The 25,310-nt window shown below is 50.2% G+C and carries 20 protein-coding genes; 12 read left to right on the top strand and 8 right to left on the bottom strand.

Annotated features, from left to right (window positions below; genetic code table 11):
* The first annotated feature begins 71 nt into the window (after positions 1 to 71).
* From FAH67_RS03725 to gloB, 6 genes are all read left to right on the top strand, one after another.
* Positions 72 to 1,253, top strand: a complete 1,182-nt coding sequence (locus tag FAH67_RS03725; protein WP_004464416.1) for an acetylornithine/succinyldiaminopimelate transaminase — start codon at positions 72 to 74, stop codon at positions 1,251 to 1,253.
* Positions 1,254 to 1,479: 226 nt separating this feature from the next.
* The gene (locus FAH67_RS03720; RefSeq protein ID WP_004464418.1) at positions 1,480 to 2,415 is read left to right on the top strand and encodes a dihydroorotate oxidase; all 936 of its coding nucleotides are present in this window, start codon (positions 1,480 to 1,482) and stop codon (positions 2,413 to 2,415) included.
* Between the two features lie 90 nt (positions 2,416 to 2,505).
* On the top strand, positions 2,506 to 4,506 hold the full coding sequence (gene rep / locus FAH67_RS03715; protein ID WP_004464420.1) for a DNA helicase Rep: 2,001 nt from the start codon (positions 2,506 to 2,508) through the stop codon (positions 4,504 to 4,506).
* Positions 4,507 to 4,811: 305 nt separating this feature from the next.
* A complete protein-coding gene (purL, locus tag FAH67_RS03710) occupies positions 4,812 to 8,777 on the top strand; it encodes a phosphoribosylformylglycinamidine synthase (protein ID WP_004464423.1) in 3,966 nt (1,321 codons plus the stop codon).
* Positions 8,778 to 8,962: 185 nt separating this feature from the next.
* Entirely contained in the window at positions 8,963 to 10,048 is a 1,086-nt protein-coding gene (locus FAH67_RS03705) for a hypothetical protein (protein ID WP_039863725.1), read from the top strand.
* A gap of 23 nt (positions 10,049 to 10,071) precedes the next feature.
* Positions 10,072 to 10,821: a hydroxyacylglutathione hydrolase gene (gene gloB / locus FAH67_RS03700; protein ID WP_004464430.1), complete on the top strand. Its 750-nt coding sequence runs from the start codon at positions 10,072 to 10,074 to the stop codon at positions 10,819 to 10,821.
* Positions 10,822 to 10,891: 70 nt separating this feature from the next.
* Here the strand turns inward: gloB and guaA are convergent, their stop codons facing one another.
* The 3 genes from guaA to dut form a co-directional block, all read right to left on the bottom strand.
* The gene (guaA, locus tag FAH67_RS03695; protein ID WP_039863727.1) at positions 10,892 to 12,457 is read right to left on the bottom strand and encodes a glutamine-hydrolyzing GMP synthase; all 1,566 of its coding nucleotides are present in this window, start codon (positions 12,455 to 12,457) and stop codon (positions 10,892 to 10,894) included.
* A 148-nt stretch (positions 12,458 to 12,605) separates the two neighbouring features.
* On the bottom strand, positions 12,606 to 12,932 hold the full coding sequence (locus FAH67_RS03690) for a hypothetical protein (protein ID WP_004464437.1): 327 nt from the start codon (positions 12,930 to 12,932) through the stop codon (positions 12,606 to 12,608).
* Positions 12,933 to 13,118: 186 nt separating this feature from the next.
* Positions 13,119 to 13,571 carry a dUTP diphosphatase gene (gene dut / locus FAH67_RS03685; RefSeq protein WP_003680707.1) on the bottom strand — a complete coding sequence of 151 codons (453 nt, stop codon included), beginning with the start codon at positions 13,569 to 13,571 and terminating at the stop codon, positions 13,119 to 13,121.
* A gap of 111 nt (positions 13,572 to 13,682) precedes the next feature.
* Between dut and pdxH the strand changes: the two genes are divergently transcribed.
* The 4 genes from pdxH (at position 13,683) to FAH67_RS03665 (ending at position 18,735) form a co-directional block, all read left to right on the top strand.
* Positions 13,683 to 14,315, top strand: coding sequence for a pyridoxamine 5'-phosphate oxidase (pdxH, locus tag FAH67_RS03680; protein WP_039864003.1), 633 nt, complete (start codon positions 13,683 to 13,685; stop codon positions 14,313 to 14,315).
* Positions 14,316 to 14,475: 160 nt separating this feature from the next.
* Positions 14,476 to 15,534, top strand: a complete 1,059-nt coding sequence (locus FAH67_RS03675) for a pseudouridine synthase (protein WP_003680709.1) — start codon at positions 14,476 to 14,478, stop codon at positions 15,532 to 15,534.
* A gap of 185 nt (positions 15,535 to 15,719) precedes the next feature.
* Positions 15,720 to 17,633, top strand: a complete 1,914-nt coding sequence (locus FAH67_RS03670) for an HsdM family class I SAM-dependent methyltransferase (protein WP_003680710.1) — start codon at positions 15,720 to 15,722, stop codon at positions 17,631 to 17,633.
* On the top strand, positions 17,626 to 18,735 hold the full coding sequence (locus FAH67_RS03665; RefSeq protein WP_115287628.1) for a restriction endonuclease subunit S: 1,110 nt from the start codon (positions 17,626 to 17,628) through the stop codon (positions 18,733 to 18,735). Before FAH67_RS03670 ends, FAH67_RS03665 begins: the two co-directional genes overlap by 8 nt.
* Before the next feature lie 104 nt (positions 18,736 to 18,839).
* On the opposite strand, the gene FAH67_RS03660 is transcribed toward FAH67_RS03665, so the two are convergent.
* From FAH67_RS03660 to FAH67_RS03635, 5 genes are all read right to left on the bottom strand, one after another.
* Positions 18,840 to 20,051, bottom strand: coding sequence for an NADH:flavin oxidoreductase/NADH oxidase family protein (locus tag FAH67_RS03660; protein ID WP_003680713.1), 1,212 nt, complete (start codon positions 20,049 to 20,051; stop codon positions 18,840 to 18,842).
* A gap of 73 nt (positions 20,052 to 20,124) precedes the next feature.
* On the bottom strand, positions 20,125 to 20,436 hold the full coding sequence (locus FAH67_RS03655; protein ID WP_003680714.1) for an ArsR/SmtB family transcription factor: 312 nt from the start codon (positions 20,434 to 20,436) through the stop codon (positions 20,125 to 20,127).
* A 470-nt stretch (positions 20,437 to 20,906) separates the two neighbouring features.
* Entirely contained in the window at positions 20,907 to 21,656 is a 750-nt protein-coding gene (gene rlmB, locus FAH67_RS03645) for a 23S rRNA (guanosine(2251)-2'-O)-methyltransferase RlmB (protein ID WP_003680716.1), read from the bottom strand.
* 62 nt (positions 21,657 to 21,718) lie between these two features.
* Positions 21,719 to 22,027, bottom strand: coding sequence for an AzlD family protein (locus tag FAH67_RS03640; RefSeq protein WP_003680717.1), 309 nt, complete (start codon positions 22,025 to 22,027; stop codon positions 21,719 to 21,721).
* The gene (locus FAH67_RS03635) at positions 22,024 to 22,734 is read right to left on the bottom strand and encodes an AzlC family ABC transporter permease (protein ID WP_003680718.1); all 711 of its coding nucleotides are present in this window, start codon (positions 22,732 to 22,734) and stop codon (positions 22,024 to 22,026) included. The genes FAH67_RS03640 and FAH67_RS03635 overlap by 4 nt, the downstream gene beginning before the upstream one ends.
* Before the next feature lie 101 nt (positions 22,735 to 22,835).
* Here FAH67_RS03635 and FAH67_RS03630 point away from each other — a divergent pair, with 101 nt between their 5' ends.
* Positions 22,836 to 23,810: a PhoH family protein gene (locus tag FAH67_RS03630; protein WP_003680719.1), complete on the top strand. Its 975-nt coding sequence runs from the start codon at positions 22,836 to 22,838 to the stop codon at positions 23,808 to 23,810.
* 121 nt (positions 23,811 to 23,931) lie between these two features.
* Positions 23,932 to 24,918, top strand: coding sequence for a malate dehydrogenase (locus FAH67_RS03625; RefSeq protein WP_003680720.1), 987 nt, complete (start codon positions 23,932 to 23,934; stop codon positions 24,916 to 24,918).
* Positions 24,919 to 25,310: the final 392 nt, after the last annotated feature.

Raw genomic sequence — 25,310 nt, 5'->3', positions numbered from 1 at the left:
GCCATATTGAATCTCGCAATCAATCGGCGCATAATTCAAGAGATTGTTGACAATATCAAAAGGAAAAGAACATGCAAAACTACCTGACACCCAATTTCTCATTCGCCCCCATGATTCCGGAACGCGCGCTCGGCAGCCGGGTTTGGGATACCGAAGGACGAGAATACATTGACCTGTCAGGCGGTATTGCTGTGAACGCGCTGGGCCATTGCCATCCCGATTTGGTCACAGCTTTGGCCGACCAGTCGCAAAAACTCTGGCACATTTCTAATATCTACACAACCCAACCGGCGCAAGAATTGGCCAAAAAACTGGTCGAAAACACCTTTGCCGACAAAGTATTTTTCTGCAATTCCGGCGCAGAGGCCAATGAAGCCGCGCTGAAACTGGCGCGCAAATACGGCCGCAATCATTTTGGCGAACACAAAACCGAAATCATCTCCTGCCTCAACAGCTTCCACGGTCGCACCCTGTTTACCGTATCCGTCGGCGGCCAGCCCAAATACAGTAAAGACTACGCGCCGCTGCCAGCCGACATTACCCACGTTCCCTTCAATGATGTTGCCACATTGGAAGCGACCATCAGCGATAAAACCTGCGCCGTGATTATCGAGCCAATTCAAGGCGAAAGCGGCATCCTGCCTGCCACCCAAGAATATCTGCAAGCCGCACGCCGTTTGTGCGACAAACACGGCGCTTTGCTGATTTTGGACGAAGTGCAAACCGGCATGGGCCATACGGGCAAACTGTTTGCCTACGAGCATTACGGCGTGACACCCGATATTCTCAGCTCCGCCAAAGCCTTGGGCAGCGGCTTCCCGATTGGCGCGATTCTGACAACCGATAAGATCGCCCCAACCTTCGGCCCCGGAACACATGGTTCGACCTTTGGCGGCAACCCAATGGCGTGTGCCGTCGGCAGTCGCGCATTCGACATCATCAATGCGCCCGAAACATTGGCACACGTTAAACAACAAGGCCAAAAACTTCAGACGGCATTGCGTGAATTGGGCGAAAAGAGCGGCGTATTTAAAGAAGTCCGCGGCATGGGTTTGCTGCTCGGCTGCGTGTTGGCAGACAAATACGAAAGTAAGGCATCGGAAATCACCGCCACCGCTTTAAAACACGGCCTGATGGTACTGGTTGCCGGCGCCAATGTGGTGCGTTTCGCCCCCAGCCTGCTGCTGAACGATGAAGACATGGCCGAAGGCTTGAAACGTTTTGAAGCGGCCTTGGCCGAATGGTTGGCCTGATTTTTAAAACCCAATATCCAAATCAGCCGACAGCTTTTGTTCCTAATTAATGCCATATAGTGAAGGCCGTCTGAAAGACTGTTTGAGTTTTTCAGACGGCCTTTTTTCAATATTGAAAACAACATCCGCCTACATACTTTGTCATTTGATGTTTGTTAAAAATCGTACCGCCTCTTCGTGTTACGCTTGGCAAACAATTTGATTTTGCGAAGAAAAGGAGCAGGAGATGGTATCTTTGAAAACCCAAATCGCCGGTTTTTCTTTTGACAACTGCCTGATGAACGCGGCTGGTGTGTCATGTATGACTGTTGAGGAATTGGAAGCAGTCAGACAGTCTTCGGCAGGCACTTTCATTACCAAGACCGCAACGCTTACCCCGCGTCAAGGCAACCCCAAGCCGCGTTATCGGGACGTGCCTCTAGGCAGCATCAATTCGATGGGCTTGCCGAATCAAGGCATTGATTACTATATGGATTACCTGCTTACCCTTCAAGAGTCTCAGCCGGAACGGACATTTTTCTTATCACTGGTCGGCCTGTCGCCCGGCGAAACACATATTCTGTTGGAAAAGGTGCAAAACAGCGGGTTCAACGGCATTACCGAACTCAACCTATCCTGCCCAAACGTCGCCGGCAAACCGCAAATTGCCTACGACTTTGAAACCACCGAGATGATTTTGGATAATGCCTTTACCTACTTCGACAAGCCCTTGGGCATCAAATTGCCGCCGTATTTCGATATTGCCCATTTCGATCAGGCGGCGAAAGTGTTCAACCGCTATCCCCTAAAATTTGTCAACTGTGTCAACTCCATCGGCAATGGCATGTATATCGAAGACGAATCCGTCGTGATTCGCCCGAAAAACGGCGTCGGCGGCATAGGCGGCCAATACATCAAACCGACTGCGCTCGCCAATGTTCACGCGTTCTATCAAAGACTGGATTCGTCTATCCAAGTCATCGGAACGGGCGGTGTTTACAGCGGCCGTGATGCGTTTGAACACATCTTGTGCGGCGCAAGTATGGTGCAGATCGGCACGGCGCTACACCAGCAAGGCGTAGACATTTTTGAACGGATTTCCCTTGAATTAAAAGCCATCATGGCACAAAAAGGCTATGAGAAGCTGGAAGACTTCAAGGGCAAATTGAAATATTTTGAATAAAGTTTACTCTAAAAAACGCCCAAGGCCGTCTGAAAATTTCAGACGGCCTTGTTGTATAATTGCTCCCCACATTACCCGTCTTTCCCTTCAATGAAACTCAACCCCCAACAGCAAGCCGCAGTCAAATATCTAGGCGGCCCCCTGCTCGTCCTTGCCGGCGCAGGCAGCGGCAAAACCGGCGTGATTACGCAAAAAATCAAGCATTTGATCGTCAATGTCGGCTATCTGCCGCATACCGTTGCCGCGATTACCTTTACCAATAAAGCCGCCACGGAAATGCAAGAGCGCGTCTCTAAAATGCTGCCCAAGTCGCAAACGCGCGGGCTGACGATTTGCACCTTCCACTCTTTGGGCATGAAGATTTTGCGCGAAGAAGCCAATCAAATTGGTTACAAAAAAAACTTTTCCATCCTCGATTCCACCGACAGCGCGAAAATCATCGGCGAACTCTTGGGCGGTACGGGCAAAGAAGCCATATTCAAAGCGCAACACCAAATTTCCCTTTGGAAAAATGATTTAAAAACGCCTGAAGATGTTGTTCAGACGGCCTCGAATGTGTGGGAACAACAAACAGCACGTGTCTATGCGAGTTATCAGGAAACCCTGCAAAGCTATCAGGCAGTGGACTTCGACGACTTAATCCGCCTGCCTGCCGTACTGTTGCAGCAAAACAGCGAAGTGCGCAACAAATGGCAGCGGCGGCTGCGTTATCTGTTGGTTGACGAATGTCAGGACACCAACACCTGCCAATTTACCCTGATGAAGCTCTTAACCGGCGCGGAAGGCATGTTTACCGCCGTCGGCGATGACGACCAGTCCATCTACGCATGGCGCGGCGCAAACATGGAAAACCTGCGCAAAATGCAGGAAGACTATCCGCAGATGAAGGTCATCAAGCTGGAGCAAAACTACCGCTCCACCGCGCGGATTCTCAAAATCGCCAACAAAGTCATCGAAAACAACCCCAAACTCTTTACCAAAAAACTTTGGTCTCAGTTCGGCGAAGGCGAAATCGTCAAAGTCGTTGCCTGTCAAAGCGAGCAACACGAAGCCGACTGGGTTGTCAGCCAAATTGTCAAGCAGAAGCTGGTCGGCGGCGACAAAACCCAATACGCCGATTTCGCCGTCTTATACCGCGGCAACCATCAGGCGCGGATTTTTGAAGAAGCCTTGCGCAGCGCACGCGTTCCCTACCAACTCTCCGGCGGACAAAGCTTTTTCGACAAAGCCGAAATCAAAGACGTTTTATCCTACTTACGCCTGCTTGCCAATCCCAACGACGATCCTGCCTTCCTACGCGCCGTCACCACACCCAAACGCGGCATCGGCGACGTGACACTGGGCAAGCTCAACACCTACGCGCACGAACACGAATGCAGCCTATATGAAGCCGCGCAAACCGAAGAAGCGCTTGCCCTGTTGAACCATACCAACCGCCAATACCTGCAAGCCTTTATGGATATGATTGAAAGCTACCGCGCCAAAGCCGAAACCAGCGAAGCAGGCGAGCTTATTCATAACTTACTGAAAGAAATCGACTACGAAAACCACCTGTTGGACAACGAAGAAGGAAAAGCAGGCGAAATCAAATGGCGCAACGTTACCGACCTGACCGGCTGGCTGGAACGCAAAGGCGAGCAAGACGGCAAAAACATCATCGAACTCGCCCAAACCATCGCCCTGATGACGCTTTTGGAGGGCAAAAGTGAAGAAGAAGTCGATGCCGTCAAACTCTCCACCCTGCACGCTTCCAAAGGTTTGGAATACCCCTATGTTTTCCTTGTCGGTTGCGAAGAAGGCATTTTGCCGCATAATGACAGCATTGAAGAAGACAATGTTGAAGAAGAACGCCGTCTGATGTACGTCGGCATTACCCGTGCCAAACGTCAACTTACACTGACCCACTGCCTCAAACGCAAAAAGCAAGGCACATGGCAATTCCCCGAGCCGAGCCGTTTCATAGATGAAATGCCGCAGGAAGACATCAAGATTTTAGGCCGCAAAGGCGGCGAGCCGATTGTGAGCAAGGAAGAAGGAAAAAGCAATCTGGCAGGTTTGCTGGATATGCTGGGAAACAAAAGAAAAGGATAAAGCAAGGCCGTCTGAAAGTAAGGTTTCAGACGGCCTTATTGTCAGCAAAATATCAAAGACAACAATCAAATAATTTTCACTTTATATCGTTACGTCTATCCATCCCCCTTCTCCCGATTCTTCAAAATTAAACAAAAACAATCGAATAATCAGGTACAAAATAAAAAAGCAGGTGACACGATCGCCTCATTCCCCTTCAATTTACAAGCAAAAATTGTCAACACTTGAAGTATAAATTCACAAGCAAAATTGCATTTTTCAGGTATAATAATGGATTCCCCAACTGCATTTTGTGAGCTGAATCCATGTCTGTTGTTCTGCCCTTGCGCGGTGTAACCGCCCTTTCCGATTTCCGTGTTGAAAAACTCTTCCAAAAAGCAGCCGCCCTCGGCCTGCCCGAAGTCAAATTAAGCAGCGAATTTTGGTATTTTGTCGGTAGCGAAAAAGCACTTGATGCCGCGACAGTCGAAAAACTGCAAGCCTTACTGGCAGCGCAAAGCGTTGAACAAACGCCCAAAGCGCGCGAGGGCTTGCATTTATTTTTGGTAACACCCCGTTTGGGTACCATTTCGCCTTGGGCTTCCAAAGCAACCAATATCGCCGAAAACTGCGGTTTGGAAGGCATTGAGCGTATCGAACGCGGCATGGCCGTATGGTTGGAAGGTGCGCTTACCGACGGGCAAAAACAACAATGGGCAGCCCTGTTGCACGACCGCATGACCGAAAGCGTGTTGACCGACATCGATGCAGCAGCACAACTGTTCCACCATATCCAATCGGAAACCTTCTCCAGCGTAGATGTATTGGGCGGCGGCAAAGAGGCATTGGTCAAAGCCAATACCGAAATGGGCTTGGCGCTTTCAGCCGACGAAATCGATTATCTGGTTGAAAACTATCAGGCTTTAAACCGCAATCCGTCCGATGTTGAATTGATGATGTTCGCTCAGGCAAACAGCGAACACTGCCGCCACAAAATCTTCAACGCCGACTTCATCCTCAATGGCGAAAAACAACCGAAATCCCTCTTCGGCATGATTCGCGATACACACAATGCGCATCCCGAAGGCACGGTCGTTGCCTATAAAGATAATTCGTCCGTAATCGAAGGCGCCAAAGTTGAGCGTTTCTATCCGAATGCGGCAGAAAACCAAGGCTACCGTTTCCACGAAGAAGATACCCATATCATCATGAAAGTGGAAACGCACAACCACCCGACCGCCATCGCTCCGTTTGCGGGCGCGGCAACGGGCGCGGGCGGCGAAATCCGTGACGAAGGTGCAACGGGCAAAGGTTCACGTCCGAAAGCGGGCTTGACCGGTTTTACCGTGTCCAACCTCAACATCCCTGACCTCAAACAGCCGTGGGAACAAGACTACGGCAAGCCAGAACACATTTCCTCGCCGCTGGACATCATGATTGAGGGCCCCATCGGCGGCGCGGCGTTCAACAACGAATTCGGCCGTCCAAATCTCTTGGGCTACTTCCGTACCTTTGAAGAAAAATTTGACGGTCAGGTCCGCGGCTACCACAAACCGATTATGATTGCCGGCGGCTTAGGCAGCATTCAGGCACAACAAACACACAAAGACGAAATCCCCGAAGGCGCATTGCTGATCCAACTGGGCGGCCCGGGCATGCTCATCGGCTTGGGCGGCGGCGCGGCTTCTTCCATGAACACCGGCACAAACGACGCATCTTTGGACTTCAACTCCGTACAACGCGGCAACCCCGAAATCGAACGCCGCGCGCAGGAAGTCATCGACCGCTGCTGGCAGCTTGGTGATAAAAACCCGATTATCTCCATCCACGACGTCGGCGCAGGCGGCTTGTCCAACGCCTTCCCCGAACTGGTCAACGATGCCGGACGCGGCGCAGTATTCAAATTACGCGAAGTGCCGCTAGAAGAACACGGCCTCAATCCATTGCAGATTTGGTGCAACGAATCGCAAGAGCGTTATGTATTGTCGATTTTGGAAAAAGATTTGGAGACCTTCCGCGCCATCTGCGAACGCGAACGTTGCCCATTTGCCGTAGTTGGCACGGCGACCGACGACGGTCATTTGAAAGTACGCGACGACTTGTTCTCCAACAACCCTGTCGATTTGCCGTTGAACGTTTTGCTTGGCAAACCGCCCAAAACCACGCGTACCGACAAAACGGTTGCGCCGTCCAAAAAACCGTTTAACGCGGGCGATATCGACATTACCGAAGCTGCCTACCGCGTTTTGCGCCTGCCTGCCGTAGCCGCCAAAAACTTCTTGATTACCATCGGCGACCGCAGCGTCGGCGGCATGACCCACCGCGACCAAATGGTCGGCAAATACCAAACCCCCGTAGCCGACTGCGCCGTGACCATGATGGGCTTCAACACCTATCGCGGCGAAGCAATGTCTATGGGCGAAAAACCGACCGTCGCCCTGTTTGACGCGCCTGCCTCGGGCAGAATGTGCGTCGGCGAAGCCATTACCAATATCGCGGCGGTCAATATCGGCGACATCGGCAACATCAAACTTTCCGCCAACTGGATGGCGGCATGCGGCAACGAAGGCGAAGACGAAAAACTCTACCGCACCGTCGAAGCCGTTTCCAAAGCCTGTCAGGCACTGGATTTGAGCATTCCCGTGGGCAAAGACAGCCTGTCGATGAAAACCGTATGGCAGGATGGCGGCGAACAAAAATCCGTGGTTTCGCCTTTAAGCCTGATTATCTCTGCGTTCGCGCCTGTTAAAGACGTGCGAAAAACCGTTACGCCCGAATTGAAAAATGCCCCAAAAACAACCATCGCCATGATCGATTTTGGTTTCGGCAAATCGCGTATGGGTGGATCAGCACTAAGTCAAGTCTATAATGATTTGGGGGGCGAAAGTCCTGATATTGATGATTTGGCTTTATTGAAAAACTTCTATTTTGTCATTCAACGCTTGGTAGATGAAGGCAAACTTTTAGCATATCACGACCGTTCAGATGGTGGACTGTTCACGACATTAGCAGAAATGGCATTTTGCAGTCGTTTGGGAATCAGCGTCAATTTAGCTCCCTTGGTTTGGAACTTTAAAGGTTTCAATTTAGAAGAAAACCTTACCGAGGAAAAATGGATCGATGCCCTAAATCGAATTTTGTTTAATGAAGAGTTAGGTGCGGTTTTCCAAATTCATAACGATGATATTAATTATATTATTGAATTATTTGAAGCAGCTGGTTTTGGGGGGGCATTGTTGCCGATTGCATCTGTTGTTGATGATGGTAATTTAACAATACGTTACGATGATGGTAATGTTCCAGAGGGAGATTATTATAAAACTTTAATTTTTAAGGAAAATATTGAAAACCTGCAACGCGCATGGCAGGAAACTTCTCACGCCATTCAAAAACTGCGCGACAACCCTGCCTGCGCCGACAGCGAGTTCGCCCTGATTGGCGACAATGGACGCAGCGCATTGTTCGCCGACGTGAAGTTTGACGTGAACGAAGACATCGCCGCGCCGTTTGTCAACAGCGGCGCGAAACCCAAAATCGCCATCCTGCGCGAACAGGGCGTAAACGGACAAATCGAAATGGCCGCCGCCTTTACCCGCGCCGGATTCGATGCCTACGACGTACATATGTCCGACCTGATGGCAGGCCGCGTCCACCTTGCCGACTTCAAAATGCTGGCGGCGTGCGGCGGCTTCAGCTACGGCGACGTACTCGGCGCGGGCGAAGGCTGGGCAAAATCCATCCTGTTCCACCCTGCTCTACGCGACCAGTTCGCCGCCTTCTTTGCCGATCCGGACACGCTGACATTGGGCGTGTGCAACGGCTGCCAAATGGTCAGCAACCTTGCCGAAATCATCCCCGGCACGGCAGGCTGGCCGAAATTCAAACGCAACTTGAGCGAACAGTTTGAAGCGCGCCTGAGTATGGTTCACGTCCCCAAATCCGCGTCGCTGATTCTGAACGAAATGCAAGGCTCCGGCCTGCCCGTCGTCGTCAGCCACGGCGAAGGCCGCGCCGACTTCACGCTTCACGGCGGCAAAATTTCAGACGACCTCGGCATCGCGCTGCAATACGTCGACGGAAAAAACCAAGTTACCCAAACCTACCCGCTCAACCCTAACGGCTCGCCGCAAGGCATCGCCGGCGTTACCAACGCCGACGGCCGCGTTACCATCATGATGCCGCATCCGGAACGCGTATACCGAGCCGCACAAATGAGTTGGAAACCGGAAGACTGGACGGAATTGTCCGGCTGGTACCGCCTCTTTGCCGGTGCAAGAAAAGCTTTGGGCTAATGGAAAACTTAATGTAATCAAGCTTTAAGAAAGGCCGTCTGAAACAGGAAAAGCAAAATTTGCTGCCCCCTGTTTTCAGACGGCCTTTATGTAAGCTTTTACTTATAGAAACCGACTGCCGTCATTCTGTATAATTCCCACTTTTAAACTATAATCGACATATTCAGACGGCCTTTCCCGACATTATGACTCGACAAGCCTTTATCCTCAGCGATTGCGAATTTTCCGAATGCGGCGAAAAGCCTTACGCCCTGTTGACCGCGAATCCGACGAAGGAACACCACTTCATCGCCCAAACCGAGCAGCGACAGCATTCGCATAATCCGCAGGTCAGCCCGCAAAACCAAAACGTTTACCGCCTGCCGCTGTCTATGTTCCATACTGGAGAAAAAGCCCGCGGCAAAGAACAAAACCGCAACGAAGCGATAAGCGTCAACATCATCAGCAACTTGGCGGCGAAAAACCTCTATACACTGACCTTTGTCGAAGACTCCGCCAACCAATACAATCTGGAAACCTGGTTCAACCGTCATGAAAGCGGTTACGAAGAGGCCTGCAACCACCTGCGCACCTTACCTGCAGGCCGTCTGAATACAACTACGGCAAATGCCGATACCGTCAAAGTACCGGATGCCTTGTGGCGGATATTGCGGCTGAAATTCCTCGGCATTCTGCGCAATCCGCACAACCATAAAAACCTGTTTGCCCACCGCCTGCATCAAACACTTCGGGCGCGGCTGCCAGAGGTTGGTTTTGAATTTGTCCGTTTGATCAGTAAACGCGACCCCAAGCGCATCGAAGCCATTATGCAGGACTACCGTTTTTCTTTTCTAGGCTATGTCGATTGGCTGGGCGGGCTTTACGGTATGTTGAGCGAAGGCGTGGCGCAGCCGTCGTTGTTTGAACGGTTGTTTTGTAATATCTTTGCCGAACCCGAAGCTGTGAAAATCGAATTGTTCCGCTATCCGGAAAACACGGGGCTGTGCCTGTTTGGCGACAGCAGTTTCTGCCTGCAAGCCTCGGCCAAGCTATTCAGCGTCGGCGTTAATATTTCGCACGATATGTTTGCCATCGTCCATCTGCAAACCGACCGTTGGCACGCGTTTAAGAATACCTTTCATCACGACGCGCCCAAACTGCAAGGCCAAGTGCGGATTATCGACGACGACCAAACCCAAAGATTGCTGTTCAACCGACTGTGCATCCATCAAGCCCATGAAGCCGTATTCGGTCAAAGCCCGAATATCAAAGATTATTTAGAGGCCGTCTGAAACCCCAAACCAGAAGAAAGCATATGAAAATCACACCAATCCAAGCCCTAAACGACAACTACATCTGGATGATTCAAGAAGGCAACCATGCCGCCTGCGTCGATCCGTCCGATGCCACGCCCGTTTTGAAATTCCTCGTCCACAACCGCCTGATGCTGGCGCAAACATGGATTACCCATCCACACCCCGACCATACCGGTGGCGCAAAAAGCCTGTTCCACGGCTTTTTAGAATCCCCAATCTATGGCGAAAGCGACATCGACGTGGCGACGCATACCGTCACCGCAGGTACGCAGTTCCCGTTTGGCGAAGGCTTGGTTACCGTTTGGGCAACCCCCGGCCATACCGACCGCCACATCAGCTATCTGCTGGAAAATTCAGACGGCCTGCACGTTTTCTGCGGCGATACCTTGTTCTCCGCCGGTTGCGGCCGCGTATTTACCGGCACAATCGAGCAGCTTTACGACAGCTTCCACCGATTCAACCAGCTGCCCGAAGAAACGCTGTTTTATCCGGCGCACGAATACACCGCCTCCAATCTGCGCTTTGCCCAGCATATCGAGCCGGACAACGCCGATATTCAGACAGCCTTGGCCGCAGCCGAACACATGCCGACACTGCCTGTCAGCCTGGCGCATGAACGCAAAGTCAATCCGTTTTTCCGCGTACACCTGCCCCAAGTTCAGGCACGCGCCGAAGAATTGAGCGAACGAAAGTTAAACAGCGAACTCGAAGTCTTCGCTGCCTTGCGTGAATTGAAAAATCAATTTTAATTGGGCTTAGTTCCTGAAGAATAAGGCCGTCTGAACAATATCTGTTCAGACGGCCTTTATTATTTAGGGATTATTCCCATTCAATCGTGGCAGGCGGTTTGCCGCTGACATCATAAACCACGCGGTTGATGCCTTTGACTTCGTTGATGATGCGGTTGGACACGCGGCCAAGCAGCGAGTATGGCAGCTCTGCCCAGTGCGCAGTCATAAAGTCGCTGGTAATCACGGCACGCAAGGCAACGACGTAATCGTACGTGCGACCGTCACCCATCACGCCGACGGATTTCACAGGCAGGAATACGGCAAAGGCTTGGCTGGTCAGGTCATACCAAGATGTGCCGTTTTCATCGGTAGTATTGCGCAATTCTTGAATGAAAATATCGTCTGCCTGACGGAGCAAGTCGGCGTATTCTTTTTTCACTTCGCCCAAGATACGCACACCCAAACCCGGGCCCGGGAACGGATGACGGTACACCATTTCACGAGGCAGACCCAAAGCGACGCCCAATTCACGTACTTCGTCTTTGAACAAATCGCGCAATGGTTCAAGCAATTTGAGCTTCATGTTTTCAGGCAGGCCGCCGACGTTGTGGTGCGATTTGATGGCGTGGGCTTTTTTGGTTTTCGCGCCGGCGGATTCGATTACGTCGGGGTAAATCGTGCCTTGCGCCAGCCATTTGGCGTTAGTGAGTTTTTTCTCTTCGGCATCAAATACTTCGATAAATTCCGCGCCGATGATTTTGCGTTTTTTCTCAGGGTCGGTTACGCCGGCGAGTTTCGCTATAAACTGCCCTTCGGCATCGACGTGTATCACTTTCACACCCAAGTTGCGGGCGAACATATCCATCACCATTTTGCCTTCGTTCAGGCGCAACAAACCGTGATCGACGAACACGCAGGTCAGTTGGTCGCCGATGGCGCGGTGGATCAGCGCGGCGGCTACGGAAGAGTCCACGCCGCCGGACAAGCCTAAAATCACTTCGTCGCTGCCGACTTGTTCGCGGATTTTGGCAACGGCTTCTTCGATGTAGTTCGGCATTGTCCAGCCCGGTTGTGCGCCGCAAATATCCAAAACAAAGCGGTTCAACAGGGCGCGGCCTTGTTTGGTGTGGGTTACTTCGGGGTGGAATTGGATGCCGTAGAATTGTTTTTCGGCGTTTTCCATCATGGCAATCGGGCAGGACGGCGTGTCGCCGATGACGGTGAAACCGGTAGGCAGTTTGGAAACTTTATCGCCGTGGCTCATCCATACGTCGAGCGTGTTTGGCGTATCGTCTTGAATGCCGCGTGTCAGCTCGCTGTCGATGGTTTTGACTTGCGCGTAACCGAATTCGCGCTGGTTGCCGGGTTGCACTTCGCCGCCCAAGTGGTGCGCCATAAATTGCATGCCGTAGCAGATGCCCAAAACCGGAATACCCAAATCAAAAATACCGGTATCGGCTTGATAATCGGATTCGTAAACGGAATTGGGACCGCCGGAAAGGATGATGCCTTTGGGGTTGAAGGCTTTGATTTCGTCCAAAGGCATATCGAAGGAATGCAGTTCGCAGTAAACGTGGGCTTCGCGCACGCGGCGGGCGATAAGCTGGGTAACTTGCGAACCGAAGTCGAGGATGAGGATTTTGTCTTGGGTCATGGCGGAAACTTTGCAAAATGTAAGAAAACGGTGTGGCCGAGAGGGTAAATTTCAAGTTTAAACCACAATAAAAAAGGCCGTCTGAAACGGCGGATTATACCATTGTTCAGACGGCCTTTATAGGGCAAAACCCAAATCTCTCATCTTTCTATTTTGTGTGTTTCTCAGGAATCATATCGCTGCGTGAGAGCAACAGCAGGCAACCCAACACAACCATGCCGATGGCCAGCAACGGCGAGAGGTAAATCCAGTAGCTCATGTGCAGATAAATGGCTGTGCCGATATAAACCAACATCGGGCCGGAAACGATGGACTGTTTGTTGATGCCGTCCATAATCAATACGGCAAGGCCTAAAATAATTAATGCGCCAGCAATCATTGTCGATGTCGCAGGCAAAATATCCGTAGCGCGTAAAAACCAAATCGCACCAAAGATAATCAAAAACAAAGGCAGAAAAAGTGAGGGACGGGACATAACAACGCTCCGTAAAGGTTTCAGACGGCCTGTATTATTGGGTGCGTCGGCAATGCAGGCAAGATATAAAAATGCAATCTTGTGTGTAATTATGCAAAGGTTGGCTCAACAAAAAAGCCGTCTGAACAGCGGCAAACCGAAATCGAATATTTCAATTTTCCCTGTTACAGACGGCCTTTCAAATCATCAGGCTTTGCCGGTGCTGCCGAATCCGCCTTCACCGCGCTCGCTGGCGGCAAACTCGTCCACAACCTTAAACGCAGCTTGGACAACCGGCACAATCACCATCTGCGCGATACGTTCCATCGGCTCGATGGTAAACGCTTCTTTACCACGGTTCCACAAAGAAACCTTCAATTCGCCTTGATAATCCGAGTCAATCAAACCGACCAAGTTACCCAAAACAATACCATGTTTATGGCCCAAGCCGGAACGCGGCAACAAAACGGCTGCATACGCAGGGTTGGCCAAATGCACCGCCAAACCGGTCGGAACGAGATACACATCGCCCGGCTGCAACACAACAGCTTCATCCAAGCAGGCACGCAAGTCCAAACCGGCAGAACCGGGCGTTGCATAAGCAGGCAGGGAATCGGCCATTTTCGGATTTAAGATTTTCAGTTCGACTTCGGTTTGCATGACAGGACTCCGTATTGTTCTATATTGGAAAGGGCTACGATTATACACAAATGCCCTTGAGGCCGTCTGAAAAAACGGAGTATGATTCAGTCAGACCTAAGGAGAAAAATCATGGATCTGCACAATATCCGCGAAGATTACAGCAAACGCGAGCTGTCGGAAGCCGAATGCCACGCCGACCCTATTGTCCAATTCGAGCAATGGCTGAATGAAGCGATTCACGCCGAAGTCAACGAGCCGACAGCAGTTAACGTTGCCGCCGTGGGCGAAGACGGTAGGCCCAACAGCCGCATGGTACTGCTGAAAGAAGTCAACCCCAAAGGCTTTGTTTTCTTTACCAATTACCACAGCCGCAAAGGCCGCTCCTATACGGCACACCCCTTTGCCGCCATGACTTTTTTCTGGCCGGAACTCGAACGCCAAGTGCGCGTTGAAGGACGCATTGAAAAACTCGATGCCGCCGCTTCGGACGAATATTTTGAAAGCCGCCCGTATACCAGCCGTATCGGCGCATGGGCAAGCGATCAAAGCGAAGTGATTTCCAGCAAAGCCGTATTGGTGGCCAAGGCCGCGGCCGTCGGTGTCAAACATCCCCTGCATGTTCCCCGCCCGCCGCATTGGGGCGGATACCTCGTTATTCCCGACCGTATCGAATTTTGGCAAGGTCGCCCCAGCCGCCTGCACGACCGCATCCAATACCGCCTGATTGACGGCAACTGGATACGCGAACGCCTTTCGCCATAATTTTCGGATTTTCAAACAAAAATTTACTGGTTGAGTTACAATACAGCCTTTCATCAGCAGGCCGTCTGAATCTGATTTTCAGACGGCCTTTTCCCCCCAATCCAACCCCTGCCGCAAATGCCGCAGAAGAACCGCTTTTTCAAGCGAGTTAGGAAAAATCATGTCCAAACAGCCTTCCAGCAAACGCCAATGGCGCGACGGCGTATCGTCTACCTCCAAAAAACCTTCCAAACCGGCCAAATCCTTTGCCAATAAAAAACGTCCCGACGACGAACGCAAAACATCAGGCAAACCTTACGGCCAAAAAGTTTCAGACGGCCCCAAAGCTCAAAATACCGCGCCTAAACAACGTGCCGCCAAAGCTAAAAAACTGGTTGTCCGCAATCCCAACCAAAAAATCATGGAGCACGCCCGCGATTTGAAAGAACGCCGCAGCGACCTTTCACGCTTTGAACCCGAGCGCCTGCAAAAAGTCCTGGCCGCTTCCGGTGTCGGCTCACGTCGCGAAATGGAAGAATGGATCAGCAACGGCTGGGTAACAGTCAACGGCCGCGTAGCGCAACTGGGCGAAAAAGTTACGCCTGACGACCACGTTACCGTCAAAGGCAGCATCATCAAACTCAAATGGGCCGACCGCCTTCCACGCATCATCCTCTACTACAAACAAGAAGGCGAAATCGTTTCCCGCGATGACCCGCAAGGCCGCGTCAGCATTTTCGACCGCCTGCCGCAAGCAGCCAGCAGCCGCTGGGTAGCCATCGGCCGTTTGGACATCAATACCAGCGGCCTTTTGATCCTGACCACTTCAGGCGAACTGGTTCAACGCTTTGCCCACCCCAGTTTTGAGGTCGAACGCGAATACGCCGTGCGCGTATTGGGCGAGTTGACCACCGAACAGATGCGCGTCCTGACCGAAGAAGGCGTCATGCTCGAAGACGGTTTGGCTAAAGTAGAACGCATCTACGAACAAGGCGGCGAAGGCGCAAACAAATGGTACAACGTCGTCATCAAAGAAGGCCGCAACCGAGAAGTACGCCGTATTTTTGAAAGCCAAGGCCTGACCGTCAGCCGCCTCGTCCGCGTAGGCTTCGGCCCCATCGGCCTGCCAAACCGCCTCAAACGCGGCCAGTTCTACGAACTCAATCCGGCAGAAGTCGCCAACATCATCAAATGGGCAGATATGCTGCTTCCGGGCGAACGTCGCCGGAAGAAAAGTTAATGTAAGATAAATCGGGGCTGAGACTTTTGCAAAATCGTCTCAGCCCGATTCAGCCCGAAACGGTTTTGTCCGATGCAAAAATCCGACACAAGAACTGAAAAATCAAAATAGTTGCGCCTGCCGCCGTGTCGCAATAACCTATACATTTCTTAACAATATTCAATATCCGTCTTAAAAAATAAAATATGGCTAAAAGAGAAATCAAAACAGACCTGTGGGTTTACGACCTGCTCAAAGAGGCAGAATTAAACTTATGCCCGCAAGGCAGTGATATTGCCGAACTGGACAAAGCATTAAAAACCGCTTCCAAAGCGCAAACAGGCAAAGCGGGCTATCCCGAATACTGCGGCGTTGTGAAAGATTTCGTGATTGTTGTTGAAGACAAAGCCGATACCGCCGACCACATCAAACGCGACGATAACGACTTAATTTGTCAAACCGCCGCCAGCGTCAAAGATTTTGCCGTAAACGGTGCGCTGCATTACGGCATCCATTTGGCAAAAAACACCGGCTACAAGAAAATCATTGCCATCGGCGTATCGGGCAACGAAAAACGTCACAAAATCTCACCGCTCTTTATTGACGAACGTGGCGGCTATAAAGAACTGGAAGATGTGGAAACATTCACCTTGTTCAACGAAAAGAACATTGGCGAGTATTACACTAAAAACATCTTGAAAGAGCAGACAGACGAAGAAAAAACCACTGCCGAAATCCTAAAAGATGCCAAAGAACTGCACGAAGATCTACGCAATTACGGCAGTATTCAGGATAAAGACAAGCCGTTGATTGTGTCCGGCATTTTGCTTGCACTGCGTGAAATCGAACATAAAAACTTTGATATAGATAATTTAAACGGCGACGATGTAAAAACCGATGGGCAAAAAATTTACGAAGCCATTCAGTCAAACTTAGAGCGTGCCCAAGTCAAACCACAGGTAAAAAAAGACAAACTGCTCAGCCAGTTTTTGGTTATCCGCGATACCAAAGCCATCAATGAAACCAATTCCATATTGGGCAAAACCCCGCTCAAACACTACACTCAATTTATCTACGACCACATTTACAAAAACATCAAATACATCCATTCCGCTGAAGACTATTTGGGACGCTTTTATGGTGAATTTATGTCCTATTCGGGCGGCGACGGACAGACGCTGGGTATTGTACTGACCCCGCGCCATATCGTTGAACTGTTTTGCGAACTGATTGACATCAAACCAACCGATTCGGTATTCGACCCCTGCTGCGGCACAGCAGGCTTTCTGATTGCCGCCATGCACCATATGCTGCAAAAAACCGATAAAGAAGCTGAAAAACGCAATATCCGCAAAAACCAACTGCACGGCATCGAATTGCAGCCCTATATGTTTACCATCGCCACCACCAATATGATTTTGCGCGGCGACGGCAAAAGTAACTTGGAGCAGGAAGATTTTTTAAAACAAAACCCTGCCCAGATCCAGCTCAAAGGCTGCAACATCGGCATGATGAATCCGCCTTATTCGCAAGGCTCGAAAGCCAATCCCAACCTTTACGAAATTTCCTTTACCGAACACCTGCTGGATTCCATTACAGCTGATGGCAAGGCCATTGTGATTGTGCCGCAGTCTTCCATGACGGGAAAAACCAAAGAAGAACAGGCAATTAAAGAGAACATCCTCAAAAAACACACGCTTGAAGGCGTAATTACCCTGAACAAAAACACCTTTTACGGTGTCGGAACCAACCCCTGCATTGCCGTCTTCTCCACAGGCATCCCACATGATAAAGACAAAACCGTCAAATTCATTAACTTTGAAAACGACGGTTTTGAAGTGCAGAAACACATCGGCCTAGTGGAAACCGTCAGCGCAAAAGACAAAAAACAGCATCTGCTGGACGTATGGTTCGGACGAATTCAGGCAGAAAGCAAATTCTGCGTGGAAACCACCGTGGAAGCCGATGACGAATGGCTGCATTCGTTTTACTACTTCAATGACGAAATCCCCACCGAGGCCGATTTTGAAAAAGTGATTGCCGATTATCTGACCTTTGAAGTCAATATGATTACGCACGGCAGGGGATATTTGTTTGGATTGGAGAGTGGCGATGAGTAAGTTGAAATTGACGGATAGGGTATGGCAAGGTTTCTTTATCGGCGGAAAAGAAGGCATTTTTCAAATTAAAGCAACCAAAAGTGGAATTGATAAAAATAAGCTGAAAGTTTCTGAAAACGGCAAAACACCCTATATCACCCGCAGCGATATGGATAACGGCATCAATTTATTTGTATCCGATGAACAAATGCCAAAATATAAAAAAGATGATGGAAATGTAATTACCATCGGCTTAGATACACAAACCGTTTTTTATCAAAAAAATAGTTTTTGGACCGGACAAAATATTCAGGTATTAAGTAATGACAATCTGAATTATTTGGTTGCTATGTTCATTATTCCGCTGCTAAAAATCCAGATGAAAAAATTTGCATGGGGAAGTACAGGAGCAACATTGGGTAGATTGAACCGTACTCGCATAATGCTCCCCGTCAATTCAGACGGCTTGCCCGACTGGCAGTTTATGGAAGGCTTTATGAAGCAAATCGAACGGGACAAAATCGCCTCCGTGCTAAGCTATTATAATAATTCATTAAATAACAATAGTTTGCGGGGGGGGGGGGTAGAACGTTGGACGCCGTCTGAAAACCGCTGGGCGGCGTTTGCGATACAGGATATTTGCGAGATTTATTCGGGTGTGCGATTAACCAAACAAGATATGAAAAGCGGCAAAATCCCGTTTGTCGGCGCAAGCGATTCAAATAACGGCATCACCGCCTTTATTGCGAATAAAAATGCCAGCTTGGATAAGGATGTTTTAGGCGTAAACTACAACGGCAGCGTGGTGGAAAATTTCTACCATCCTTACGAATGCCTGTTTTCAGACGATGTAAAACGCTTGAAAATCAAATCAAAACAGGCTGGAAAATATGCCTGTCTGTTTTTAAAAACCATGATTTTGAAACAGAAATCCAAATACCAATACGGCTATAAATTCAATGCAACCCGCATGGCGAAACAAAAAATCCTGCTGCCCGTCAATGCCGATAACCAGCCCGATTGGATGAATATCGAACGCTTTATGCAGCGAATCGAACTGGAAAAAATTGTATGCTATTTGAAGAGTAGGCAACAGATTCAGTTCCCTTGCAAGACTGTCTGAAACCCAAAGGCTGCCTGAAAAATAAAAAGCAGCCTGTACATTTGGAAAACAAAGTGCAGGCTGCTTTCAGGTAGCCCATTCCAAGCGTTCTTTCAAATGGTTGATCACGCCCTGCCCGTGCTCAAACCCGCTTTGCCGTTTTCCCACAAAGTTTTCAGCAATACTTTCCACGCCGACAATTTAGGATTGGGCTGTTTGCCTTGCCCGATCAAGTCCATTTGCGTCATATACCAATTCATTTCCAGCATCGCGCCCGCTTTTTTATCAACAAATGCTACGCCAGTTTGAATGCGGTCGGTTTGCACGGTTTGGTAGGTGCCGTTTTGCATTTTGTTTGCCAAATCAGGGACTAAGGCAAACGGACGAGCGACACCGACCAAATCCAAATGGCCGCTGGAGAGTGCGTCTTCCATGGCGTTTTGCGAACGGAAGCCGCCGGTGATAATCAATGGAACTTGGCTGACTGCACGGGCTTTTTCAGCGTAATCGATGAAAAAGGCTTCGCGTTTGCGGGTGCTGTCTTTGGCGGCGAGCATTTGCGGGCTTTCGTAGTTACCACCGGAAACTTCAATAAAATCAATGCCCATTTCTGACAGTTTTTGTACCACTTGCACCGATTCGCTTTCGTCAAAACCACCTTTTTGGAAATCCGCCGAATTAAGTTTTACGCCCACCAAGAAATCTTTGCCCACAGCGGCGCGGATGGAGGTGTAGGTTTCCAAAAGAAAGCGCATACGGTTTTCCAAGCTGCCGCCCCATTGGTCTTGGCGGCGGTTGTGGTGCGGCGAGAGGAATTGGCTGATGAGATAGCCGTGCGCGGCGTGAATTTGTATGCCTGAAAAGCCTGCTTGTTCGGCAATTTTCGCGGTTTGCACAAATTGCTGAATCAGCCCGTTGATTTCGTCGGCACTCAATTCGCGCGGCGGATTGATAAAGCCGTCCATGCCCACCAACGGCACGGCGCTAGGCGCAAGTGGGGTTTTATTGATCACCGCAGGCGACTGTTTACCCGCATGGTTAATTTGCATGATGAGCAGCGTGTCGTTTTGCGTGCCGGCTTTCGTCCATTTTTTCAGCATCTCAAGGCTGCGGCCGTCTGAAATTACCACATCGTTTATCGAACCTTTGCCGCTTTCAGCCACCATCACATTTCCCGTAACCAACACGCCCGCACCGCCTTTTGCCCAAGTGCCGTACAGGTGGATGAGTTTTTCAGACGGCTGGTCGTTTTGGGCAAGTTGCTCTTCCATGGCGGATTTGAAGATACGGTTTTTGGCGGTTTTGCCGTTTGGAAAAGTGAATGGAGTGAATAACATAATCGTTCCTTTAAGTTGATAAGTTTAAAAATGTAAACGTATTTGGGTAAAAATAAAGGGTTAACGGATAACCCTATTTTGAAAGCGGGCAATTTTGAGCCATCAAATCGGCAAGCTGTTTGAGCTTTTCCACCGCATCCGCCATGGCAATACTGTAAAACCGCTCTTTGCCAACCTGCTCCACCGTCACCGCACCAGCTTGCAGCATGATTTTCAAATGATGCGACACCGCAGGACGCGACAGATGCAGATGTTCGGTCAGCTCATTCACATTCATCCTGCCGTGTTCCCACAGCACGCGCAGGATTTGATGGCGGTTTTCATCGCTCAACACGGTAAAGATGGGAATGCACTCGCGCATTAAATTCATGGTTTGTTGCGGCATATTCGGCCTTTTAAGTTTATATGTTTAAAAACATGAACGCATTTTAGCAGGAAAGATGGAGAATGTCAAAGGGAATTTTCAGAAGATGGTTTTTTAGGTACTCAATTCAGGGCAACCGGTCGAGCTGTTGCCCGAGTACGCCATTACTTACGATCCGCTTTACCTCTATTACCCCAGCCGCCGCAGGCATTCCAATGCGTTTAAGTTGATTGTGGATGCGCTGCGGGTGGAGGTCGTCTGAAAATGCAAAAGCAGCCTGAGTTTCGTTTGCCGAAATGCAGGCTGCTTTCAAATAATCTCAATATGTCCGTCTGATTTTCAGACGACCTCTCCGTGCCGTCTTCATGACTGTGTGCTCTCGGAATCCGCGCCATTTATACGCGGATTAACTTTAATCCACCATAACAAACGTCGTCTGAAAACCGAATTTCCAGTTTTCAGACGACGTTTTCCATTCATAAAACTAAATCCTATTTCTCTGCTTTCAACACCCGCTGACGGCGTGTTTCGCTCAATACCATGCCCGCGCTGACGGAAACGTTCATGCTTTCTACCGTGCCAAACATCGGAATCGATATCAGCATATCACAATGTTCGCGCGTCAGGCGGCGCATGCCCTCGCCTTCGTTGCCCATTACCCAAGCCACGCTGTCAGGCAAGTCGCAATGGTAAAGGTCGGAGTCGCCGCCCATGTCCGTGCCGACGATCCAAATGCCGTATTCTTTCAGCTCACGCAAAGTACGGGCAAGATTGGTTACGGTAATATACGGCACGGTTTCCGCCGCGCCACAGGCAACTTTGCTGACGGTCGCATTCAGGCCGGCACTTTTGTCTTTGGGCGCAATCACGGCATGCACGCCCATCGCATCGGCAGTACGCAGGCACGCGCCGAGGTTGTGCGGATCGGTAATGCCGTCCAATACCAGCAAAAATGGCGGTTCGCTCAAGTTTTCCAACACATCTTCCAAGTGAACATGGTTTTTGGAAGCGTCGATAAATCCGACCACACCCTGATGGCGCGCCCCTTTGCTGATGGCATTCAGGCGGTCGGCATCAGCAAAATGCACGCGCACGTTTTCAGAGGCCGCTTTATCCAATACATCTCGGGTGCGCGCATCGGATTTTCCCTCTTGGATATAGAGTTCGGTAATCGATTTCGGGTTTTGCCACAAACGGGCATTGACGGCGTGAAAGCCATAGATGAGTCGTTGGTTTGCCATGTTTTTGCTTTATCAAAAAATTCAGACGGCCATTATAACAAGTAAGGCCGTCTGAAAATTTTTTATTTCATCAAATAACCAAGTATGCCCGAAGTGCCAACGCCGATTAATACCGTCACCAACATCGAAAACCGGCTGGCCGCCAATACTGTCAAAGCAATGGCTATCAGCTCATGCGGTTTATCCGATACAAAATAAGGCGCAATCACAGAAATCAACACGCAGCCCGGCGCAGCCTCCATAACCACTTGCGCACGACGGCTCAACGTACGGTTGCGCAAGGCAAAAAAGCCGATTAATCGGGTTGAATAAGTAACGGCCAACATGCTTAAAAACAGCAAAAACGATTGCAGCGACAACAAATCCTTCATTTTTGCTCTCCCCACAAATACGCCGCCAACAAGCCCGACAACGTTCCGGCCGGAACATACCATGCGCCATCCACGGTCAAATAGGTTACGCACGCCACAATCAGGCTGACAAACCAAGGGCGTGAAGCCGCAAAGCTCTTCCACATCCCGCGCAGCAACACCAAAAACACCGCAGGAAACGCCATGCCGAAGCCCCAAGCTGCCACATCGCCGAACATCGGGCCGACTGCCGCGCCAAATGCCGCAAAACCAATCCAAGTTACATACAAAATAAAACTCACACCGGCATAAAACGGCATATTGAACGCAGGCAAACCTGCCGCCTTACGCTTTTGAATTTCAGCAAATGCCATCGCCCAGCTTTCATCACACATAAAAAACAGCGCGGGCATTGCCTTTTTCAGCGGTATATCCCTCATATACGGCGCAATCGCCGCACCCATCAGGATATGGCGCGAATTGATCATAAACGTAACCGTTGCAATCAGCATAATCGGCAAAGGATTTGCCCACAAATTGACTGCGGCAAATTCCGAACCTCCGGCAAAGTTCATGCCCGTCATCAGCAGCATTTCCAGCCAACTCATGCCTTTCTGCCCGCCCTGCATGCCCAAAATCAGCGCCCACGGCAACAAGCCGATCAGCATGGGCGATGTTTCTTTGATACCGCGCAGAAATTCCGATTGAGGAGAAGCAGTGTGATTCATTTTGATTGAAACGGTTTATTAAAAAGAAGCGACGTATTATAAAGCAGGCCGTCTGAACAAGGTATAATACGGAAAAATTAGATTTATTTACGGAAACCAATATGACCCATACCGTCCATTTGCAGTTTGAAGAAATTGACAATATCGTGTTGCAACGCCTGTGCGGCGCGCTCGACAGCAATCTCGAAGCCTTAGGCAAAGCCCTTGATATCCAAATCAGCCGCCGCTTCGAACATTTCACCTTCATGGGCGAACTGGCACACGCCGGCCGCCGTGCCTTGCTGTCGCTTGCCGAAGCCGCAGAAAAAGGCGACTTGGACGACAACGCCATCAGCCTCGCAGCCGTTGAAGCAAAAACCGCAGATGAAAAGCACGAAGAAAAACACCACGACCAACAATACTATTTCCGCACCAAACGCGGCAGCATCGGCGGCCGCACCCCGCGCCAAAACGGCTATATCCGCGCCTTGCTCAACCACGATGTCGTGTTCGGCTTAGGCCCTGCCGGTACGGGTAAGACCTATCTTGCCGTTGCCGCCGCAGTCGATGCCATGGAAAAACATCAAATCGAACGCATCGTTTTGGTTCGCCCTGCAGTCGAAGCAGGTGAAAAATTAGGCTTCCTACCAGGCGATTTGGCACAAAAAGTCGATCCCTACCTACGACCGCTTTACGATGCGCTTTATGATTTGATGGGCTTCGACCGCGTAACCAAACTGATGGAAAAAGGTTTGATTGAAATTGCGCCGCTGGCCTATATGCGCGGCCGCACCTTAAATGGCGCGTATGTCATTTTGGACGAAGCACAAAACACCACACCCGAACAAATGAAAATGTTCCTGACCCGTATCGGCTTCGGTGCCAAAGCAGTCATTACCGGCGACATCAGCCAAATCGACCTGCCGCGCAACATCAAATCCGGCTTGAAAGATGCACGCGAAAAACTGCGCGATGTAGAAGGCCTGTATTTCCACACCTTCACCAGCGAAGACGTTGTCCGCCATCCTTTGGTGCAGAAAATCGTCGAAGCCTATGAAGCAGCGGAAGAACAAGCTGAAAAGAAAAACAGCGAATAATCTTTTCAAACACTTCAGGCCGTCTGAAAATCAAATTTCAGACGGCCTTTCTACATCATTCTCCCCATAATACTGCTATAATCCGAAAATCAAGTAAAACAACGACTTCAAAAGGAAAAATATGACCCTCAAGCCACCCGTCCGAATCGCCGTTACCGGCGCGGCAGGCCAAATCGCCTACGCCACCCTCTTCCGTATCGCCGGCGGCATCATGCTCGGACGCGACCAACCCGTTATCCTGCAGCTGCTCGACCTGCCGCAGGCACAACAGGCATTGCGCGGCGTGATTATGGAAATGCAGGATTGCGCCTTCCCGCTCCTTGCCGACATCTTTGCCACAGACGACCCCGAAGTCGCCTTCAAAGATGCCGACATCGCCCTCTTGATTGGTGCCCGTCCGCGCACACAAGGCATGGAGCGCGCCGACTTGCTGCACGCCAATGGCGAAATTTTCAAAGTACAAGGCGCGGCGTTAAACAAAGTTGCCAATCGCAACGTTAAAGTCCTCGTTGTCGGCAACCCGGCCAATACCAACGCCTACATCGCCATGAAATCCGCACCCGACATCCCGCCGGAAAATTTCACCGCCCTGATGCGTCTTGACCATCACCGCGCCGTCAGCCAAATTGCCGAAAAAATCAACCGCCCGATTACTTCCATCGAGCAAATGTGCGTCTGGGGCAACCACAGCCCAACCATGTACGCCGACTACCGCTACGCCACCAGCAACGGCGAGTCCGTCCAAGACATGATTACCGAACCCGACTGGAATACCGAAGTCTTCATGCCGAAAATCGCCGGACGCGGTGCCGCCATTATCGCTGCACGCGGTTCATCATCCGCGGCCTCCGCCGCCAATGCCGCCATCTACCACCTGCGCGACTGGTTGCTCGGCAGCAGCGGCAAATGGATAACCATGGGCGTTCCATCCGACGGCTCTTACGGCATTCCCGAAGGTTTGATTTTCGGTTTCCCCGTCATTTGTGACGAAGGCAGCTACCGCATCGTCCAAGGCTTGGATTTGTCGGACGAATTCAGCCAAAAACGTATTGCCGCCACGCTGGCCGAATTGGAAGAAGAACGTTCAGCCATCCAGGATTTACTCTAAAACAAAGGCCGTCTGAAAACCAAATTTCAGACGGCCTAAATAATTAAATACCCGTTCTACAATCATTTTTAAAAACTAGAATGGCACTCTTTGTCCTTGTTTATCTTTAAGATGCCATTGACCTGACGGTGTACAACCGCCACCACTACCGCCGACAGCATAATGATCACAATTCGGGTCAAGCCGTTTCCCTTGAGAATATGAGCCATTTGTCAAACCGTTCCCATCAAAGGAATTGCATGCGCCGATAAAAGCTACACAAAACAGGACTAAAATTTTCTTAAACATTCACATTACCATTTTTTTGTGAAAGTAATACCAATCATAGAACTATGACTTTTGTTTTTTTAATATAGTTCTTTAATTTTTGTTTTTTATGCAAATAACTAATA

Origin of the sequence: Neisseria flavescens, from assembly GCF_005221285.1 — a bacterium.
Taxonomy (GTDB): Bacteria; Pseudomonadota; Gammaproteobacteria; order Burkholderiales; family Neisseriaceae; genus Neisseria; species Neisseria flavescens.
Note: the sequence above shows the minus strand (reverse complement) of the source record. Positions and strands in the feature narration are given on the sequence as shown.

Bases quoted from the DNA above. Each gene is read 5' to 3' on its own strand.
- FAH67_RS03725 (WP_004464416.1), top strand. From the start codon at position 72: ATGCAAAACTACCTGACACCCAATTTCTCATTCGCCCCCATGATTCCG.
- FAH67_RS03720 (WP_004464418.1), top strand. From the start codon at position 1,480: ATGGTATCTTTGAAAACCCAAATCGCCGGTTTTTCTTTTGACAACTGC.
- rep (WP_004464420.1), top strand. From the start codon at position 2,506: ATGAAACTCAACCCCCAACAGCAAGCCGCAGTCAAATATCTAGGCGGC.
- purL (WP_004464423.1), top strand. From the start codon at position 4,812: ATGTCTGTTGTTCTGCCCTTGCGCGGTGTAACCGCCCTTTCCGATTTC.
- FAH67_RS03705 (WP_039863725.1), top strand. From the start codon at position 8,963: ATGACTCGACAAGCCTTTATCCTCAGCGATTGCGAATTTTCCGAATGC.
- gloB (WP_004464430.1), top strand. From the start codon at position 10,072: ATGAAAATCACACCAATCCAAGCCCTAAACGACAACTACATCTGGATG.
- guaA (WP_039863727.1), bottom strand. From the start codon at position 12,457: ATGACCCAAGACAAAATCCTCATCCTCGACTTCGGTTCGCAAGTTACC.
- FAH67_RS03690 (WP_004464437.1), bottom strand. From the start codon at position 12,932: ATGTCCCGTCCCTCACTTTTTCTGCCTTTGTTTTTGATTATCTTTGGT.
- dut (WP_003680707.1), bottom strand. From the start codon at position 13,571: ATGCAAACCGAAGTCGAACTGAAAATCTTAAATCCGAAAATGGCCGAT.
- pdxH (WP_039864003.1), top strand. From the start codon at position 13,683: ATGGATCTGCACAATATCCGCGAAGATTACAGCAAACGCGAGCTGTCG.
- FAH67_RS03675 (WP_003680709.1), top strand. From the start codon at position 14,476: ATGTCCAAACAGCCTTCCAGCAAACGCCAATGGCGCGACGGCGTATCG.
- FAH67_RS03670 (WP_003680710.1), top strand. From the start codon at position 15,720: ATGGCTAAAAGAGAAATCAAAACAGACCTGTGGGTTTACGACCTGCTC.
- FAH67_RS03665 (WP_115287628.1), top strand. From the start codon at position 17,626: ATGAGTAAGTTGAAATTGACGGATAGGGTATGGCAAGGTTTCTTTATC.
- FAH67_RS03660 (WP_003680713.1), bottom strand. From the start codon at position 20,051: ATGTTATTCACTCCATTCACTTTTCCAAACGGCAAAACCGCCAAAAAC.
- FAH67_RS03655 (WP_003680714.1), bottom strand. From the start codon at position 20,436: ATGCCGCAACAAACCATGAATTTAATGCGCGAGTGCATTCCCATCTTT.
- rlmB (WP_003680716.1), bottom strand. From the start codon at position 21,656: ATGGCAAACCAACGACTCATCTATGGCTTTCACGCCGTCAATGCCCGT.
- FAH67_RS03640 (WP_003680717.1), bottom strand. From the start codon at position 22,027: ATGAAGGATTTGTTGTCGCTGCAATCGTTTTTGCTGTTTTTAAGCATG.
- FAH67_RS03635 (WP_003680718.1), bottom strand. From the start codon at position 22,734: ATGAATCACACTGCTTCTCCTCAATCGGAATTTCTGCGCGGTATCAAA.
- FAH67_RS03630 (WP_003680719.1), top strand. From the start codon at position 22,836: ATGACCCATACCGTCCATTTGCAGTTTGAAGAAATTGACAATATCGTG.
- FAH67_RS03625 (WP_003680720.1), top strand. From the start codon at position 23,932: ATGACCCTCAAGCCACCCGTCCGAATCGCCGTTACCGGCGCGGCAGGC.